General features: G+C 55.0%; 16 protein-coding genes. 10 read left to right on the plus strand and 6 right to left on the minus strand.

What is annotated here, in order from left to right; genetic code table 11:
- Positions 1-13: 13 nt before the first annotated feature.
- Both MYB54_RS15650 and MYB54_RS15655 read right to left on the minus strand, forming a co-directional pair.
- Positions 14-1,816, minus strand: coding sequence for an ABC transporter ATP-binding protein/permease (locus MYB54_RS15650; RefSeq protein ID WP_248721028.1), 1,803 nt, complete (start codon positions 1,814-1,816; stop codon positions 14-16).
- Between the two features lie 74 nt (positions 1,817-1,890).
- Complete coding sequence (locus MYB54_RS15655) at positions 1,891-4,272, minus strand: TonB-dependent siderophore receptor (RefSeq protein WP_248721029.1); 2,382 nt, start codon at positions 4,270-4,272, stop codon at positions 1,891-1,893.
- A 409-nt stretch (positions 4,273-4,681) separates the two neighbouring features.
- Between MYB54_RS15655 and MYB54_RS15660 the strand changes: the two genes are divergently transcribed.
- The 10 genes from MYB54_RS15660 to MYB54_RS15705 all read left to right on the plus strand — a co-directional run bounded on the left by MYB54_RS15660 (position 4,682) and on the right by MYB54_RS15705 (position 13,654).
- On the plus strand, positions 4,682-5,203 hold the full coding sequence (locus tag MYB54_RS15660) for a sigma-70 family RNA polymerase sigma factor (RefSeq protein WP_011092862.1): 522 nt from the start codon (positions 4,682-4,684) through the stop codon (positions 5,201-5,203).
- A gap of 9 nt (positions 5,204-5,212) precedes the next feature.
- Complete coding sequence (locus tag MYB54_RS15665; RefSeq protein ID WP_248721030.1) at positions 5,213-6,181, plus strand: FecR family protein; 969 nt, start codon at positions 5,213-5,215, stop codon at positions 6,179-6,181.
- Positions 6,182-6,323: 142 nt separating this feature from the next.
- Entirely contained in the window at positions 6,324-7,205 is an 882-nt protein-coding gene (locus MYB54_RS15670) for an energy transducer TonB (RefSeq protein ID WP_248721031.1), read from the plus strand.
- 78 nt (positions 7,206-7,283) lie between these two features.
- Positions 7,284-8,024, plus strand: coding sequence for a MotA/TolQ/ExbB proton channel family protein (locus tag MYB54_RS15675; protein WP_248721032.1), 741 nt, complete (start codon positions 7,284-7,286; stop codon positions 8,022-8,024).
- A gap of 14 nt (positions 8,025-8,038) precedes the next feature.
- A complete protein-coding gene (locus MYB54_RS15680) occupies positions 8,039-8,461 on the plus strand; it encodes an ExbD/TolR family protein (protein WP_248721033.1) in 423 nt (140 codons plus the stop codon).
- A gap of 164 nt (positions 8,462-8,625) precedes the next feature.
- A complete protein-coding gene (locus MYB54_RS15685; protein ID WP_248721034.1) occupies positions 8,626-9,990 on the plus strand; it encodes a TldD/PmbA family protein in 1,365 nt (454 codons plus the stop codon).
- 34 nt (positions 9,991-10,024) lie between these two features.
- Positions 10,025-11,470: a metalloprotease TldD gene (tldD, locus tag MYB54_RS15690; protein ID WP_248721035.1), complete on the plus strand. Its 1,446-nt coding sequence runs from the start codon at positions 10,025-10,027 to the stop codon at positions 11,468-11,470.
- A 64-nt stretch (positions 11,471-11,534) separates the two neighbouring features.
- Positions 11,535-12,800 carry a thioredoxin gene (gene trxA / locus MYB54_RS15695; RefSeq protein ID WP_248721036.1) on the plus strand — a complete coding sequence of 422 codons (1,266 nt, stop codon included), beginning with the start codon at positions 11,535-11,537 and terminating at the stop codon, positions 12,798-12,800.
- Positions 12,801-13,042: 242 nt separating this feature from the next.
- Positions 13,043-13,399, plus strand: a complete 357-nt coding sequence (locus tag MYB54_RS15700; protein ID WP_248721037.1) for a hypothetical protein — start codon at positions 13,043-13,045, stop codon at positions 13,397-13,399.
- Positions 13,400-13,471: 72 nt separating this feature from the next.
- Positions 13,472-13,654, plus strand: a complete 183-nt coding sequence (locus tag MYB54_RS15705; protein WP_248721038.1) for a hypothetical protein — start codon at positions 13,472-13,474, stop codon at positions 13,652-13,654.
- A gap of 40 nt (positions 13,655-13,694) precedes the next feature.
- On the opposite strand, the gene MYB54_RS15710 is transcribed toward MYB54_RS15705, so the two are convergent.
- From MYB54_RS15710 to bamC, 4 genes are all read right to left on the minus strand, one after another.
- The gene (locus tag MYB54_RS15710; protein ID WP_248721039.1) at positions 13,695-15,737 is read right to left on the minus strand and encodes a tRNA(Met) cytidine acetyltransferase TmcA; all 2,043 of its coding nucleotides are present in this window, start codon (positions 15,735-15,737) and stop codon (positions 13,695-13,697) included.
- 17 nt (positions 15,738-15,754) lie between these two features.
- On the minus strand, positions 15,755-16,207 hold the full coding sequence (locus tag MYB54_RS15715) for a DUF441 domain-containing protein (protein WP_010286516.1): 453 nt from the start codon (positions 16,205-16,207) through the stop codon (positions 15,755-15,757).
- Positions 16,208-16,426: 219 nt separating this feature from the next.
- Positions 16,427-17,140, minus strand: a complete 714-nt coding sequence (purC, locus tag MYB54_RS15720) for a phosphoribosylaminoimidazolesuccinocarboxamide synthase (protein ID WP_010286515.1) — start codon at positions 17,138-17,140, stop codon at positions 16,427-16,429.
- Between the two features lie 147 nt (positions 17,141-17,287).
- The gene (gene bamC / locus MYB54_RS15725) at positions 17,288-18,325 is read right to left on the minus strand and encodes an outer membrane protein assembly factor BamC (RefSeq protein WP_039312252.1); all 1,038 of its coding nucleotides are present in this window, start codon (positions 18,323-18,325) and stop codon (positions 17,288-17,290) included.
- Positions 18,326-18,332: the final 7 nt, after the last annotated feature.

The following is an 18,332-nucleotide window of genomic DNA, read 5'->3' on the forward strand; positions in this document are numbered from 1 at the left end:
ACAGCAGAAAATATCACTCCCCGCGCCAGGCAAAACCACGTTCACTAAATGCCCTATCCGAATCTGGATGCGGCGGTGCATCATCGCCCGCATGGGTATCCTTCTCATGCCGACTGTCGCTTTCGGCTAACGGCGTCAGGTGTAGATGATGAGTATGCAAAGCCGCCAGCGATTCCCGATGCGCCACGCTGATAATCGCGCTGTCAGGTAAGGCAGTGATCAATGCCTGATACACCTGCTGCTCGGTTTCAGGATCGAGCGCACTGGTGGCCTCATCCAGAAAAATAAAATCGGGCCGATGCAGCAACGCACGGGCTATCGCCATTCGCTGCTGCTCACCGCCGGATAACCGCTGCTGCCAGCGATCTTCATCATCCAACTGCGAGGCCATGTCCGATAATTTGCTGTCGATGAGCGCCTGTCGGCACTGCTCGTCGGTAAAATCCCGCACGTTGCTGGGGTAGCACAATGCCGCTTTCAGCGCTCCCGTCGGGAGGTAGCTTTTCTGCGGTAAAAACAGCGTGCGGCAGTGGCGAGGCAGTGAAATCGCACCGCTACCGTGCTGCCATAGCCCGGCACAGGCGCGCAGCAGCGTGCTTTTACCCACGCCAGATGCGCCGTTAATCATCCAGCGCTCACCGGGCAAGACCTGCCAGTCATCTAACGCTGTCAGCGCACGGCCATCCGGCGTTAACAACCGCAGATTCTCACAGGAAAACCCAAGACCATCATGCTCCGTCACCCGAATAGGCGATGACGTCCGCACACTTTTGTTCAGCGCAGCTTCCATATCCTGCAAACGCTTCGTCAGCGCCAGCCAGCGCGTGAAGGACTGATACGCCTGCATAAAATAGCTCAGCGTCGCCCCCAGAGAACCATAAGCCATCTGAATCCGCGTCAAATCGCCGAAGGTGATCTCTCCACGTAACAGCTGTGGCAGCGCCAATAGCGTCGGTAACGGTGAAAGAAAATGGCTAAACAAACTCTGACCAAACGACACCTTAAAACCACGCAACAGCACAGACAGCGCATTGTCACGCACGCGAGCAAACCGCTGGGCCAGCCGTTCACCTTCCCGCGCCCCTCCCTGATAGAAGGCAATCTGTTCAGCATTTTCGCGTAATTGAACGCCCAGAAAGCGGAAGTCACCTTCCGCATTCTGTTGGTTCATATTCAGTTTTATCAACGCCTTACCCAGCCAGTGCGACAGCGCAACCTGAAGGATATATTCGATATAGAGAGCGTAAACCATATAGCCGGATATCGCCCAGTCGCTGCCCATAAACGAGAAACGCAGTACACCGGACACCGACCATAGCAGCGCCGTGTACGTGACGGTACTGATGACGACCGAGATAAGGCTGAGAAAAAAGTTCAGCGAGGCCGACACCAGTTCGTTAACGTCATCGGCGATACGCTGATCGATATTCGACAGCGCACCGTCTCTCTCTATTTCGTAATAAGCCGATGTCCCCGTCCAGCGCCGGATATAGTGGAGCGTCATCCAGGTACGCCAGCGCAACGCCAGATAGCCCTGACTGAGCACGTTTACCCATCTCAGCATCATGGCGCTCAAACCGAGGATGAAGCTGAAGATAAACAGCGGTTTTATTTGCTCCCAATCCAGCCCAATCAACGCATCGGTGAATTTCCCCGAGACTCGGTTCGCCTCCACGCTAATGTAAGCCGTACCCAGATTGATGCTAATAATCACTGCCAGAATAAACAGCGCCAGATATTTCTCTGGCGTCTGCCAATAGGGCATCAGAATCTGGCCGATGCCCGGCCTTGTCGTGCTCGTCTCGCTTGCGTTCATGCGCCGTTTCTACCTGCTGATTCGTGTGAATAACCGTTCTCGTTATTTGTCTAACAGATTGGCCGAACGGGTTATCAGAACGAATATGTCCCAGTGAGACGCCACGTCCGCCCTTCTTTCACCCCGATATACAGCGGCGTCGTGCTGGTGTAATAGATATCGCGATCGAAGACGTTATTGACGCCCAACGTCAGCGACCAGTCAGGCTGACGGTAGAATACCGACGTATCGGTTGAGAACTGGCTTCCCACTCTGAAGCTCTCGTTTCTCCTGCCGTTTTGCGTATCCGACGTGCCGTTTATCCCTACCGAAGCCCCCGCGCCTTGATAACGGCCGGACTGTATTTCATAGGATGTCCATGCGTTAACCGAGTGACGTGGTGTATTGGTGCTGCTGGAGCGAATCGTGTTCGGATCCTTATTTTCGGAATAGGTATAACTGGCCGTCACATCCCAGCCCGGCAATAGGGAACCATTCAAGTCAACGTCAAAGCCTTCGCTCTTTCTCCCCGTGGTCGCAATGGGGAAACCGCTGCTGTCACTCACCGTCAGGTTTTTCTGTTCAATGCTGAACATTGCTGTCGTCAGGGTAAGGTTGTCATCAAGCAGGTTAAACTTCAGCCCCGCCTCTTTCGACTGCCCTGTCGTTGGCGGGAGTTGAACGCCTGAACGCGAGATCTGCGCGCTGCCGCTAAAGCTATTCAGCAAGTTGGCGTAAATCGTAACGTCCGGTGTGATATCGAAGCTAATGCCGTAATTGGGAATCCATTTGGTCGCGGTGTACGTCGATGCCCGCGTTCCCACCAAATAGCTGTTGTTCCATGTTGACCGCTTCACCGCCAGTTGGAAGTGCAGGCGGTCAAAGACATCGATCTGATCCTGGAACAAGAAACCGCTTTGAATCAGCTTGGACGTGTATGTCCGGCTATTCGGTTCACCGATGCCGGGGAACACCAACGAGTCTGGGTTATACACGTTCCCATTGGTCATCAGGATAAAGTTGCCGTCATAGCTGGCGTAGCGTTCATGCTTATAGTCATGACCGAGCAACAAGGTCTGGGTGACGGGCCCGGTTTCGATTTTCCCGCGAATATCATTTTGCTGGCTCCACGTCTGATTAGTGGATTTATAGGCCAGCGGATGGCTGATCTTGTTGCCATTGGCGGCGATATCCAGCGTTTCGTTCATCTTCATCTGCGAGGCCGTACTCTGGAAACCCGCTTTACTGTTAAATGTCCAATCGCCGACGAGTTTTTGCTCCAGTTCATAGTAGGCATTCGTCGTTTTCATCTTGTTATGGTCGTCTTTATCTCCCAGACGATATTCCGGCAGCTTCTGTATTCTCCCGTTAGCGTAAATCGTTCCGGCAGGTCCCGATTTACGTGCCTGATTCACTTCCGCACCAACGGTGATCCGCGTATTGTCGTTTTTCCAGGTCAGTGCTGGCGCTAAATAATCGCCGTGGTTACCATTGTAATCAGGAAAGGAGTGCTGAGATTTCATGGTTGAGGCATTCAAACGGTAGCTGAACGCTTTATCGTCCGTAATCGCGCCACCCAGATCGATAGCCGTTTTAAATTCCCCGTAACGCGCCGCCTCGACTTTGAGGACATGCAACGGTTCGGTTACCGGTTTTTTACGCACAACGTTAATCGTTCCCGCAGCGGAGCTGCTCCCCGCCAGCACCGACTGTGGCCCTTTCAACACTTCGACACGTTCGATCCCCTCAATCGCCGTACCTTGACCAATACCGGCGTTGCTGGAACCCGACAGGCCATCCGTCGCACCGGACGTCACGGCATAGCCACGCATCCAATACGTAGGCGTACCGCGGTTTGACTGAATGGTGACCACGCTGCCCGAGTTTTTTAACGCCTCTTCCAGCGATGTGGCCTGACGGGCGGTAATCAGCTTATTACTGATCACCTGAACCGACTGTGCCGTTTGCTGCAACGACGTACTGGTGCGTAAAGCGGAAGAGGAAGTGCCAGGGTTCAATACCGTTTCATCTTCACTGCCTGCACTGACGGTAATCGCTGGCAGCGTTTTGTCACTCGCCTGCGCCACTTCCGCATCATTAGCGCGGGAAGAAACAATGGTCAGCGTGCCATTATCCGTCGTCGTCAGTAATAACGGCGTACCTTGCAGTAAGCGTAAAATAGCCTGACGCGTTGAATAATTGCCATTCAGCGCGGCACTCTGGTAATTCGCCACCAGCGCAGGATTAAAAGAGAGTGTCTGCTTGCTTTGATTGGCGATTGCCAATAGCCCTTTTTGCAGGTCGCCCGCAGGAATAGAAAATGCCACGGTGTCATTTTCACCCGCCGCATATGCAGCCACAGGAACGGTCGTCGCCCCCACGAATAACGCAGAATTCATTGTCAGCATAGTAGTGAAGAATAAGCGCTTCCTAACACTCAGCCCCAGAGCAGGAGAGGCAGCATTACCTTTTTTCATTTTTCCCTCGTCAATTGCTTCAAAAAATCAGTTTTTATTGGTCTTCGTATGATTTGTGCAATGACGATGAAAAAGTGACAGCAGGAAAGTCATTTTTCCCGTAATTATTTTTTCTCGGTAGAAAACAGATTGATTTGGAAAAACCTTTTCTCTGTATTTTTAAATATAAAAAATGAATCACTCTTCTGAATCGCCTTTTTTATCTCCCGCTAAGAAACATCCAGAAATAGCGATTTACCCATTCCAATCAGTAACAGAACATTTCTAACTAACGATAGAAAAAAAACGTGGTTTGACTCCTGCAAATTTTGACTTAAAAACAGCACAGGACGCATCGTTCCTTTTGTTCTGCGGCCCTGGGGTATCCCGGTTCAAGCATTGTTGTGATTTACGCGATTTAAGGATGCCCATGTACACAGAGGCTGTTAAAAAACCCGACTTACTGTCGCTGATATTTCGCAGCGATTATCGCTGGCTAACGGACAAATTACGCCGCCGTATTGCCTACGGCTGTGAAGCGGAGGATGTCGCCTCAGAGGCATTTCTACGTTTGGCCTCGCTACCAAATCTTGCCAACGTACAGGAACCGCGCGCGATGCTCACCACGCTCGCCAAACGCGTACTGTATGAAAACTGGCGTCGCCGCGATCTGGAAAAAGCCTATCTCACCGCGCTGGCAAGTAAACCTGAATTTCACCATCCGTCGCCGGAAGAGCAACAGCTGTTGATGGAAGCGCTGCTCACTATCGATCAGGCGCTGGATGGACTATCCACCAAAGCACGGCAGGCATTTCTGTTCAGCCAGCTTGATGGCATGACCTATGCCGACATTGCCGTACAGCTCGATGTCTCCGCCAGTATGGTGAGAAAATATATCGCCAAAGCGCTGACCAACTGCTATCTGGCCACGCAGGACAGCAGCGACTTATAGGTGAACCGCATGGCAAGACGACACATGGATGACCCAATTGCCGAACAGGCGATTGAATGGATGGTGCTGCTGCGTTCCGGCGAAGCAACACAGACCGATTACGATGAATACCGCCGCTGGCGATACGAAAATCCGCTGCATGAGCGCGCCTGCCAACGCATCGAGCAAACGCTGGGGAAATTTCAGCCGCTTCTCGCCGCGCTGCCTCACGAACCGATTCGCCAGGCGCTATTAGCCCCCTCAGGTCGGCGCAAAGTCCTGCAATATGGGCTGGGCATGGTGGCTGTCGCCTCGCTAAGCAGCCTGCTACTTAACCAGCATTACCCCCTGTCACCGCTTCTATCTGACGTGAAGACCGCCACGGCACAGCGCCAGCAGGTTCCGCTCAGCGATGGCAGCACGCTCATGTTGAACGCGCGTACTGCCGTCGATATCAATGTGGAACCAGAAAATACCCTTCGTCAGGTCGGCATTCTCAACGGTGGTGTCTTCGCGAAGATTAAGTCGGACACACAGCGCCCTTTTATTATTGATACCCACATGGGCAATATCGTCGCGCTTCAGGCCAATGTGAACGTGCGTTATGAAAGCGGCGGCATCCACGTCGGCGTGTTGGATAACATCGCCAAGGTGACTAACCACGCAGGGCAAAGCCTGAACCTTCACGCGGGGCAAGGCGTCTGGTTCGATCGCTCAACGCTCTATCAGGTTGCCGTCACGTCTGAGGAAGAAATCGCCTGGATGCAGGGCCGTCTGGAAGTCCGCGATCGCTCGCTGGCGTCGGTCATCAGCGAACTGCGTGATTACACTCCCGGCATTATTCGGCTGGATCCCGCTATCGCCGATCTGCGCGTCAGCGGCAATTTCCCGCTAGATAACCTGAATTACACGCTGGATTCACTGGCGCAAACCATGCCTATAGCCATCGTACATACCACCGATTACTGGATACATATTCGCGCTGCCAAACCGACATAAACGGTAAGCCATCAAAAAATTTCACGCACGTGGTGACACTTTTCCTGCCTCGTTGCACATCGTTAATAGAGGTCATCACAATCCCGATGTTCAGGGCAGCATAAAGCGTCCGACACCGTCAGCAAGAGCAGCAGAGGAAAACGTGCAACAGGCATCCGTGCAACACCTTTCGTTAAACGCGCGCATTGATGCGGCACCTGCCGCACGGCATGACGTCGCACCCGCACAGCTATCGCGCAGTATGACGGTGGCGGTGCCCGCCCGGGGAGAAATGGGGAAGATTGCGCTCAGCTTTCTGACGGTCGCGCTGATCCATGCAGGTGTCGCTGCCTTACTCATCACGCGAACCACCGAATACACACCGATCAACCTGCTCAATCCAGCAGCCAGTATCAGCATTCAGGCCACGATGGTTGAAGCACCGGAACCCGAACCGATTCCCGAACCGTCGCCGGAGCCACCCGTGCTGACATCAGAACAGGGTGAGCGTGAAATTGCGCCCGTTCCTGAAAAGCCAGTCGTTGAGGAACAGAAAACACCGCCGCCTCCGGTCAAAAAAGAGATTCACCAGCCGCCGGTTAAGCCAGTGGTAAAACCGCAGCCCGTTCGCCCAAAAACCACCGCCGAGCGTCAGCCTGCGGCGCGTCCGGCACCGGAGCCGTCTCCCATTACACCGGAAGCGACGCCAGGCCCGCTGATGACCGCCAGCAAGGGCAACCTGATGCAGAACAGTCCTGGTGCTCAGCCTAAGCAGGTCGCATCCGTTGGCTGTGTCGTCCCGCAACCTGACTACCCTCGCCGCGCCAAGCGTCTCCAGCAGGAAGGCAACGTGCTGGTTCGTTTGGTGATTAGCCCTGAGGGACGCTTGATTCGACACGACATTGCTCGCAGCAGCGGCTATGACGCTCTCGATCAGGCCGCGATTGAAGCCGTGGCGCAGGCACGCTGTACGCCTTACCGCGAAAATGGACAGGCCATTACCGTCATGACGATTCAGCCCGTTAATTTCCGGCTGACTCACTAAGAAAGCACCCGCGTTGAAATAGCGCATTTGCTATTTCGCAAACACGCCCGAATCAGGTTATTGCATAAGAGGTCACACATGAACACGTTAGATATCCACCATTTCTGGCAGCAGGGCGACGTGGTCACCCACTCGGTAGCCATCATTCTGCTGATCATGTCGCTGCTGTCATGGACGGTCATGCTGCTCAAAGCACGGCAGTTGCTTACCCTGAACAAGAGCGTGCAATACAGTCGGAATACTTTTTGGCAGGCGACCAGCCTGCAAGAGAGCGTCGAGAAATTCGGTAAGCAGCGTTTTAACCCGTTCCGCGATCTGGTGATCGAAGGACATGCGCTGCTGAAACACCCACACAAATTCTCTTCCACGCTAGGCGGACACGTCGATCTCAGCGACTGGCTGGTACGCGGCCTGAGCAACACGCTGGACACCAACTCAGGGAAACTGCAATCCGGCCTCGGCACGCTGGCTTCTATCGGCAGTACCGCGCCGTTTATCGGTCTACTGGGCACCGTGTGGGGTATTTTTCACGCGCTGCAAACCATCAGCACTATTGGTCAGCCCGATCTGGCTCAGGTTGCAGGCCCCGTCGGTGAAGCCTTGATCATGACGGCGTTTGGCCTATTCGTGGCGATTCCCGCCGTATTAGGCTTCAACGCGATCAACCGCCGCAATCGCATCGTCCTGCATGCCATGAATCGCTTTGCGCACGATCTGCACGCTTATCTGCTGACTGGCGCGCGCGTGGATACCAGTATTACCGACCTGAATAGCGCAGCGCGGTATGAGCCGAGTCACCCCGTTGAGCGCTCCGCCTGAAGAGGAATATCGCCATGAGTATGTCATCCCCGTTTGAAAGTCAGGAAGACGCCCTGCTTAACGACATCAACATGACGCCGTTTATCGATGTCATGCTGGTGCTGCTGATCGTGTTCATGATTACCCTGCCGGTCATTAATCATGCCGTCAAAGTGGAACTGCCGCGCGCCAGCGTCGAGAAAATCAAGAAAGATCCACAGGCTGTCGATATCGCAATTACTGCAACCGGACAAATTAACTGGAATAAAGAAGCCGTTGATGATGCCCAACTGATCGCCAAACTCGATGCGGCCTCAGCCGAAGGCACTCACCCCAATATACGGCTGTTTGCCGATCAGGCCGTCGAATATGGTCGAGTGGCGTATGTCATGACAAGTGCCCAGCAGCGTGGCCTGAGCAAAATCGATTTCGTCCTGCAACCCGTCAAAGCCCCCTGACCTCCCTTTGCGTTCTGGTGCTGACAGCCGCGCCAGCATCAGAGCGCATCACTTTCTCTCCTCATCAAAACACCCCTGCGTAAAAAAGTTTCGTCGCGCGGTGACGCTTTTCTTTCTTCGTTGCACATCATGAGTAGAACACTGTCACGCATGGATACCGAATAATGCCTTCTCTTGATGAATCCCCCGTTCTTGCTACGTCGCAGACCGACACGCTTCAGTCGCTGGCCGGAGACGTGCTGGACTTCGCGGCCGCAAAAGGCGCGAGTCAGGCGGTCGTCAGCGTCTCGCAGGGAAACCGCCGTACGATCCGCGTCAGGAACGGCGATATTGATACGCTGACGCAAAACCAAAGTCGCTTCCTGTCCGTTACGGTCTACTTCGGCCAGCGCGCAGGCACCGTTTCTTCGACCTTGTTTAGCAAGGAAGCGTTGCAGGATGCCGTGGACGCTGCCAGCACGCTGGCAAAATATGCTGATGAGGACCCGTGTAGCGGTCTGCCAGAAGCGCAGCATTTCGCCCGTGATATTTACGATCTTGCGCTGCATAACGCCGATACGCTGACGGTTGAGCAAGCGCTGTCGCTGGCGCTGCGTGCCGAGCAGGCCGCCAATACCACACATGAACATGGCTACAGCGAGAGCACGGAAATCACCTCACAGCAGGGAGATTTTATTCTGGCGAACTCTGCCGGTTTTTCGGCGGGCTACCCGACGTCGTTGCACACCCTGTGGAGCCATGCGATTGCCCGTAACGATACACAACGCCAGCAGGGTTTCTGGCACACCACCGGCAGAGCACCGTCGCTGCTGGCTACGCCAGAAACTATCGGGCATACCGCCGCACAACGTGCAGTAGCACAGCTAGGTGCACGAAAACTCTCAACCCGCCGTTGTCCAGTGCTGTTTGATGCCCCCGTGGCGCACAGCTTGGTTCATCATTTGGTCGGTGCGCTGAGCGGCGCGGCACTTTATCGCTCCACGTCATTTCTGGGTCAGTGCCTCGGTGAAACCATCACTGCACCGCACCTGAGCCTGTATGAAAATCCGTTTATTCCCGGGGCACTGGCTAGCGCCTGCTTTGATACCGAAGGCGTCGCCGCGACTCCTAGGCATGTCATCCACGACGGCGTTGCACAAGGCTATTTTCTCTCAAGCTACAGCGCTCGACGTCTGGGGCTCACAACGACCGGACACGCAGGTGGATCCTATAACCTGACCGTCAGCAGCAGCCAAAGTCGCGCTGGCGATGACTTACCAGCGCTGTTGCGCCAGATGCACACAGGGCTGCTGGTGACCACACTATTGGGGCACGGACTGAACCCAATGACGGGCGACTATTCGCAGGGCGTGGCGGGCTTTTGGGTCGAAAACGGCGAAATTCAGTATCCGGTCGAAGAGATCACCATTGCGGGCAACCTGAAAACGCTGCTCCTGCAATGCGTCGCGCTCGGGGCGGACATCCACACGCAGGGCAATCTCTCCTGCGGTTCCCTATTGATTGAAGAGATGCAGATCGCCGGGCAGTAATCCCACATCGCGTCATAGAAACAGGATCACCATCATGGCAATACACGCTTCCAGAGCGCCAGTCTCACCTGCGCTGTCGGCATTTTCGCTGGAAACGACGGAGATAACGCACGCGCTGAACCACATCATGCAGCGTCAGGTGGACTATGCCGATCTCTATTTTCAACGCCGCCAGCAAGAAGGCTGGCAGTTAGAAAACGGTATCGTGCGCCCAACGGGATTTAGTCGCGATCAGGGCGTTGGCGTCCGCGCCGTCAGCGGCGAGAAAACGGCGTTCTCCTACACCAATGACCTCCGTCCGCAGGCGATTCTGCAAGCGGCCAATACCGTAAGAGAAATCAGCCGCCAGGGACAGACCGCCAGTGTGGCACTACCCGCATCGCTGCCGCACGGCATTACCGCGCTCTACCCGTCAGACAATCCCTTACTTGCCGTAACCGAAGAACATAAACGTCAGCTTCTGCTCTCGATCGACAAACAGGCGCGCGCCCGCGATCCCCGCGTGACGCAGGTAACGGCTTACCTGAATGCTTCACATGAAACCATTCTGATCGCCCGACATGACGGCAGACTCGCCACCGACGTGCGCCCACTCGTGAATCTGGTCATCAATGTCGTCGTCGAACAGCAAGGTCGTCGGGAAAATGGTTCCAGCGGTGGCGGGCGACGCCTCGACTACCGATTCTTTGCTGACGAGACGGTCAGCCAGTGGGTTAATCAGGCCGTCGATCAGGCGCTGAATAATCTGGATGCCAGCCCGGTGCCAGCAGGCACTTACAGCGTGATCCTCGGGGCTGGTTCGCCCGGTATTTTGCTGCATGAAGCTATCGGGCACGGGCTGGAAGGTGATTTTAATCGCAAAGGCAGTTCCGCATTTTCTAGCCTATTAGGAGAACGCGTTGCCGCGCCGGGCATTACCGTCGTGGATGACGGCACGCTCGCCAACCGGCGGGGTTCGCTGCATGTGGACGATGAAGGCACGCCGTCGCAGTGTACAACGTTAATCGAAGACGGCATCCTGCGCGGCTATTTACAGGACAGCCTCAACGCCAGACTGATGAATACCGCCCTGACGGGCAACGCGCGTCGGGCTTCCTACTCCGCGCTGCCGCTGCCGCGCATGACCAACACCTACATGCTAGCTGGACAATATCCCGCCGAAGAAGTGATCGCATCGGTCAAAAACGGCCTCTACGCCGTCGGCTTCGGCGGCGGGCAGGTTGATATCAGCAGCGGGAAATATGTCTTTTCCACCACGGAAGCTTACCTGATTGAAAACGGACGCGTCACCCGCCCGGTTAAAGGTGCCACGCTGATTGGTCACGGGCCAGAGGCGCTGCTACACGTCGCGATGGTAGGCAACGATCTGGCTTTGGATGACGGCAATATCGCCTGCACCAAAGAAGGCCAATCCCTGCCCGTCAGCGTCGGCCAGCCAACGCTTCGTATCGACAACATGACCGTAGGCGGCTCGCAGTAAGCCGTGCGTCACGGTTCATTGCCCCTACTCAATTTACTCACGATTTTCTCTGAACGGAGACACCATGTCAGACGCCATTATCACTGCCAGCGACACCTCGCTGGATGCGCTGCTCACGACTAGCGATAAGCCCATTTTGCTCGATCTGTGGGCGCCCTGGTGCCAGCCGTGTAAAACGCTGGCTCCTCTGCTGAACACGATTGCCGATAACACGCCAGACAACCTGACCGTCGCCAAGCTGGATGTGGAGCAATATCCGGCATTCATGCAGCGTTTTGGCGTGCGCGGTATCCCTACGCTGCTGCTGTTTAAAAATGGGCAAGAGATTTCACGGCAGATCGGCGTGAAAACGCTGGCACAGCTACGCGGCTGGCTGGAATCGCACGAGATTGCGATACAGAACACCGCACAGCCGCTGGCAGATACCCGCGTTACGTGGAGCACGTTCTATGATGATGCTTCGCTACACACGTTCCTCCACCAGCGGCTACGTCAGCATGCAGCGGACGGCAATATCGAGCACGCGTTTTCCCCCTATTGGCAGGACAACAAAGGCTCAGTCTCTGCTGCACTGGCGCACAGTGCAGACATTCGCATCTTTGAACGCATCACCGGACTACCTGCCGCGCTCGGCTTACTGCTGGAAAAACTGCCGAGCACCACACCAGAACAGGTTGATGCCCTCTTTGCGGCACTTGCTCCGGGAAAAACGGTAGATGGCGTTGCGCTGCAATGGCTGCACCGTTGGTTAAGTCACGAAGGGAATCCGTGGTCTGACTGGCTGGTAGATAAAACCGTAGATGGCTTGCGCCAACAGTGGGTTCAGGCAATTTCACGGCTGCTAGCGGGTGAAGCCGTGGCAGAAAGCGAATGGACGGCACTGCATCAGCAGGCGATAAGCTGGGAAGAAAAAGCGGCTACCGAACTGAGCCTGGAAAAGAATATTGCGACAATACTCGCCAGCCTATCGCCACCACCTGCCGCGTCCGACGCTGATAGCTGGCGGAGCATCAGTACCACTCTTGGCTTCGCGCTGGCGCAACTCCTGCAAATTAAAGATGGATGGAGCAGAGAAGAACGCGCAACGCCGGATAGACGCTTCCGCTGGTTTCAGGCACAGGAAGACGCCACGCCGAGCAAAAAGCTAACGGACGAGCAAATTATCGCGCTACGTGAACAATGGCTTCAGGAGAACCCAGATTTTTCTGCGAAAGAGGACGCTTTTTATCAGCGCTATCCGCAGCTGTCAGAAGCGCAGAAAATCCCCTTGCAGGAAACGCTATGGGAATTGCTTCGTCGTGCGCCCGCCTTCAAATCACAGCTGGACTGATACCGCAGTCTGCACCTCCATAACGCGGCGTTGACGCGTCCTTCCGATCACGCATGATGCTGGCAGCCACACTGTCAGCATCATGCGTGATAGCGAAAAAGTAGATAAGCCTGCCGCCCCTCCAATAAACCTGATGATTCAATAGTAAAAAAATGGTCGAATAGCCATGACAGGTAACGATTAACATTGCTATCGAGGCACGGTTGATACCGTTGTTAGAGGATGTAATAAGGAAGGTGAGCGTGGCAGAAAAAGAAGAAATCTTTTCCACTCTTCAACAGTTTTTGGACAGTATTTATGAAACGGTTTCTGAACAATATGAAGGTGTATTAACCAAATGCTCTGGAAACACTGAGTATCCAAGCGGTCAATTTATCGTTTATATCAGTCTATTCCCTCAGGAAGTTGAGCTTATTTTTGAGGGAAAGGATGCAGGCAACAGTGAGAACGTGATTAAGCTGATTGCATGTACTCCAGATGGAGAGGTGTTGAACGATGGGATTTTCACGCTATGTGGTGAGCTTGCCGATATCAAGATAGCGCTGGATGCTCATAGAACACACGTAGCCGATGAGCTCGCCACGCTTTTACTTTTTTGATAGCACATTGACTATCGATGTGACGATTTTCAGGCAACACATCCACACACTTTCCCACTCGGGTGAATAACCATGCAAGACGAATCGACGCAAAACTATTTTGAAACCAGTGATGGAGCCGTTCGCATTTGGATCGAACAAGGCACATCTATCCAGATCCAAGCAATGACAGAACATCACGATCCCGTTGAGCTCTCTGCATCGGAAGCATTGGAAATAGCAAACGTGCTGCAAAAATTCGCGACGTGTCTCTGAAAAGTGACGCGATGAGCGGATTTCGTGTTGCTATCTATACCTACATTACGCTTCTTCTCCAGCTCTCACACCGCTGCGCATCGAGATCGACCAATGCGCTGGCGGTTTCTTCGCGCCAGCGTTTCAGGAGTGCTTTCCTGCCGGTCAGCCCCAGCGTCATGGTTATCTGCTCGCTTTCACCCGGCTTTTCCGCCAGCAGGCGTAGCGCAGGCAGCGGCAATGCAGTGTGAACCAACAGGCGGCAAAGCGCGGCGAAGCTGGCCTCCATCGGCCGATGCGCAAACGCAAAGCCCGCTAGCTCACGCCAGTCGTCTTCATCCAGCTCGGTATTTCCTGTCTGCGGCAGTGCGAGGTTAAGCGGAATCAGGCGCTGTAACCAATGCCAGTCACGCGCCAATTGCTGACTTCCCTGCTCCGCCAGTCTATGCCCTGCGTCACTCAGCGGCAGCACCGCCATCGCACTGTAACAGCCACTGCTAGCTTCAAGATGACTGCCAATACGCACCAGTTGAAACCCACACGACTGCCAGAACGCCCACAGTTCTGGCTGATAACCGAAGCTAACCGACAGATAATCCAACGCTTGTCGCTGTGCCTCACGCCTCTGTTCTGCAATGAGCGCACGGCCAATCCCTTGTCGGCGACATGACGATGCCACTGCAATCCGGCTCACGCGGCGAGCACGCAGCGTCGGTGCCTGCCATAAACCAGCGTGTGCCGCTAGCGACTGCGCCACCAGATTACCGCGCGGGCGTCGCCGTCCTGCCCATACCTCATGAGCCAGCGAGTCCGACAGTCCACCTTCCTCCACCAGCCACAGCACACCACACATCTCGCCCGCCATCTGTGCGCTGGCAATATGCATACCCGGCGCATCCATCAGGCGGCGCAAATCCAGCGGCGAAGTACGGTAATGCGCGCTGCACAAGAGCGCATAGCACCATGCCAGACGCTCAGGATGTATTAGCCAGTCGTCGGCACATTCGGTTCGACTTTCCAGCGCAGAAGAGGGAATAGATCGAGCGGGCTGTGGCGGGGACTGAAACGCGTCGGGCTCGTTGAATAGCAGCGCCTGATCCAACACCCGCTCCAGCGGATCGTTAGCGGCCCAGCGCAGAGGCTCTTTCAGCGTAAACGCCCGCCACTGAGGCAGCGTCGCACAGAACTTCAGCAGAAATCCCCGTCCGGTGCCTTCGTACCCCTGTACCGTCGTGGTCATCAGAATGCGGGAAAAATACGGTAACAGCGCGGAGAGTACGGAAGACGGAATCGCCGCCGCTTCATCAATTAACAGCCAGTCGATATCGGGCGCGCCATGAAGGCGGCAATGTGCGAGCAGCGCATCCGGAGCCCAGAATTGCTTCTCGGTACGTGCGTGCTGTTGCAGAATCTCCGCCGCGGCACGGGAAGGTGCGGTAATCCAGCAGGCTCCCCGACTGCGCTGCGTCAGCATGCCCGCCAGCGCTGATTTCCCCCGCCCGCGCGGTGCGGTAATCACAAACACGCCAGATTCTGCGGCATTCAGCTCATGCAGAATCTGCTGCTGTTGCGTTGTCGGTTCACCGTTCGCAGGCTGCCAGTCCGATCGCGCGGCAAGTGGCCGAATCACGACTTCCTGACCCTGCTGCCAGAGCACCACGTCCTCATCGGCCAACAGCTGGCGCTGAAAATGCTGGATAAAATGCGGGGTAGCAATCGGCTGTTCTTGTTCACTCCAGCGCAGGCTGTCTTCATCCGGCAAGGTCGGCCATGTCTGCCACGACGGCACCAGCATAATCAGCCAGCTACCGGCCTGTAGCGTGCCTGACAGCATCGCCAGCGCCTCGACGTCCACGCCTTTGCGCGCATCAAACACCGCGTGAAGAAACTCCCGCCCCAGGAGCGTCCGCACTCGACTGGCTGGCAGCGCAGTGACGGAATCAGGCGCGGACTCGCCGATCCACAGCCAGTCACCAGACGATTGGCGGCTGAGCGCCAGCGCCTGTTCTTCACACCAGCTCGGTTCGCCGCTCAGCACCAGCAATCGCCGGACGCCATAGCGCTGCTGCTGGCGTTGGCTGTGGAGAAAATCACGCAACATCATCACACGCGCCAGATGAATCAGGTCTTGCCAATCAGCAGGGAAAGCAACCCTGCGGCGATCAGCGGTCCAACGGGAACACCGCGAAACAGCGCCACGCCCATAACCGTGCCCACCAGCAGCCCCGCTACCACGGAGGGCTGGTTGCTCATCAGCGACACGCCGCGTCCGCCAAGCCAGGACACGGCAACGCCAATCAGAATCGCCAACAGAGATTTCCAGTGCAGGAAGGAATGCATGACTTCACTGGCGGTAATTTTTCCGCTGGCAATCGGTGCCATCACGCCAATCGTCAGAATGACGATACCGATGCTCAGGCCGTATTTTTCCACCCACGGAAAATAGCTGTTCAACGGTGTGATACGTACCGCCAGCAGAACCAAAATCGCCAGCGTGACGGTCATGTTGTGGCTGATGATACCCAGCCCCGCCAGGACGAGCAGAATTAACAATGTTGGATCGAGATAGGTCATGGATGCGAGTCTGTCGAAAGTAGTCGGATTGAGTGTTAAGCAAACCGCGATGATAACATTAATCAGGGTCAGGGGCAGGAATCGAAGTAAAGGCCAAGTGAGCAAATCATTCGGGCAGAGACGAGAATAGAAAGGCAGCTTTTCGAGAGAGAAATGGGCAAAACATTCAGGCCGTCAGCCTATCGCCGACCGGCGACCTGAACGTAAACGATTGCGCAGTTAGTCTAATTTTACACCGATACGGTGCGCAACTTCTTCATACGCTTCAATCAAGCCACCGAGGCTCTGACGGAAACGGTCTTTATCCATTTTGTTCAGCGTTTCTTTGTCCCACAGGCGGCTACCGTCTGGTGAGAACTCATCACCCAGCACAACTTCACCTTTGAACAGACCGAACTCCAGCTTGAAATCGACCAGAATCAGCCCGGCGTCGCCAAACAATTTGCTCAGCACGTCGTTCGCCTTGTAGCTCAGCTCTTTCATGCGAGCCAGATTCTCTTCATTCACCCAGCCGAACGTCTTGCAGTAAGATTCGTTCACCATCGGGTCATGCATCTCATCGTTTTTCAGGAACAGATCGAACAACGGCGGGTTCAGCTCGATGCCTTCTTCGATACCCAGACGTTTTACCAGCGATCCCGCCGCGCGGTTGCGCACGACACACTCGACCGGCACCATGTCCAGCTTTTTCACCAGCACTTCATTGTCAGACAGCAGGCTCACCATTTGCGTTGGGATTCCAGCTTCTTCCAGTTTGCTCATGATGAAATGGTTGAACTTGTTATTCACCATTCCTTTACGGTCAAACTGCTCAATGCGTGCACCGTCTCCTGCTGATGTATCATTGCGGAACTCCAGCACCAGTAGATCGGGATCTTCGGTGGTGTAGACGGTTTTCGCCTTTCCACGATACAGCTCAGCTAGCTTTTGCATCTTTAATTACTCCACACAGTGAGGGTCAACAAGTACGACCCGATATTTAACGCTTCCCCGAACGGTTGCCGATAGCGCCCGTCAATTCGGGTAGAGATTGTTGAATGAAGAAGGGCCGGATAATCCGACCCTTGGTTTATTTATGCGTTATTTACTGAACGCCGCCTGGAATACGGCCACCAGCGCATCGTTCTGAGACTGGGTTAGCGTATGCCCTTTGGAGTCGATAAATTGCAGACTGCTGCGGTTATCTAAATCGCCGACCTGCAATTTGTAATCGCCGTTAGGCAGTTCAGGATTTTTCGCACCCAGGTCATCCCAGGTTCCGCCGCTCGGTGCACGATACGTCACGGAGACAGAACCCTGCGGACGGCTGCGATCGTTAACCTTCATGCCGATTTTGTCCAACGCGACAGGCAGACGATCCCACACCACGGTATACGGACCACGCACAATCAGCAGTGGCAAGCCAGTGTCATCCGCCCCGCTCTGCACATCCAGCGAACCAATGGTGCGGTTTGCCAGTGCGTTTTCGCGTGCGGTTGCCTGAGCATCCAGACCATTACTGAGCGCATTCAGCATCAGGCCAGTGTAGCGCTGAGCCTGATCGCCCTCCGTCACCGGCTGACCGTTCAGCTGTAATCCCAGCAGTTTCACGATCAGTGCGACCTGATAACCCTGCTGCTGGACGGAAATCTGATAACGCCCTTGATACGGGACATCTTCATCTTCACGCGGCCATGAGATCCAGTCGGTCGTCAACGTTTGGCTGGCATCCTGACGGCTGGCAATGGTGAACGCCTTGTCTTGCAACACGCGGATAACCTGAGACCAGAGCTGGCTGTTTTGCGCACTGTTTTCTAACAACAGCGTTGCCGTATCTCCTGATATCTGGGTACGGGAACCATTCAACAAAGCCAATGGCTGCACTGGAGGACGGATATCCAGCTCCTTGCCGACCGCACCATTCAGGGTAACTGGCGGTATATCAAAATCCCCGTTCTGCACCGGTAAAATCATCCCGGCAGGCGTATTCAGCGCGTGCAGCGCCGGAGCCTTCAGATAGGATTCATCGCCACTGACCTGACGCTTATAGCGCTGATCGCTGGAACAAGCCGCCAGCAACATCACGAGTGATATGCCAACAACTTTCGCCACCATCGACTTTTGTAATGAATAACTCATTAAATCT

The sequence above is a fragment of the Pectobacterium nicotianae genome, assembly GCF_023272715.1.
GTDB lineage: Bacteria > Pseudomonadota > Gammaproteobacteria > Enterobacterales > Enterobacteriaceae > Pectobacterium > Pectobacterium brasiliense.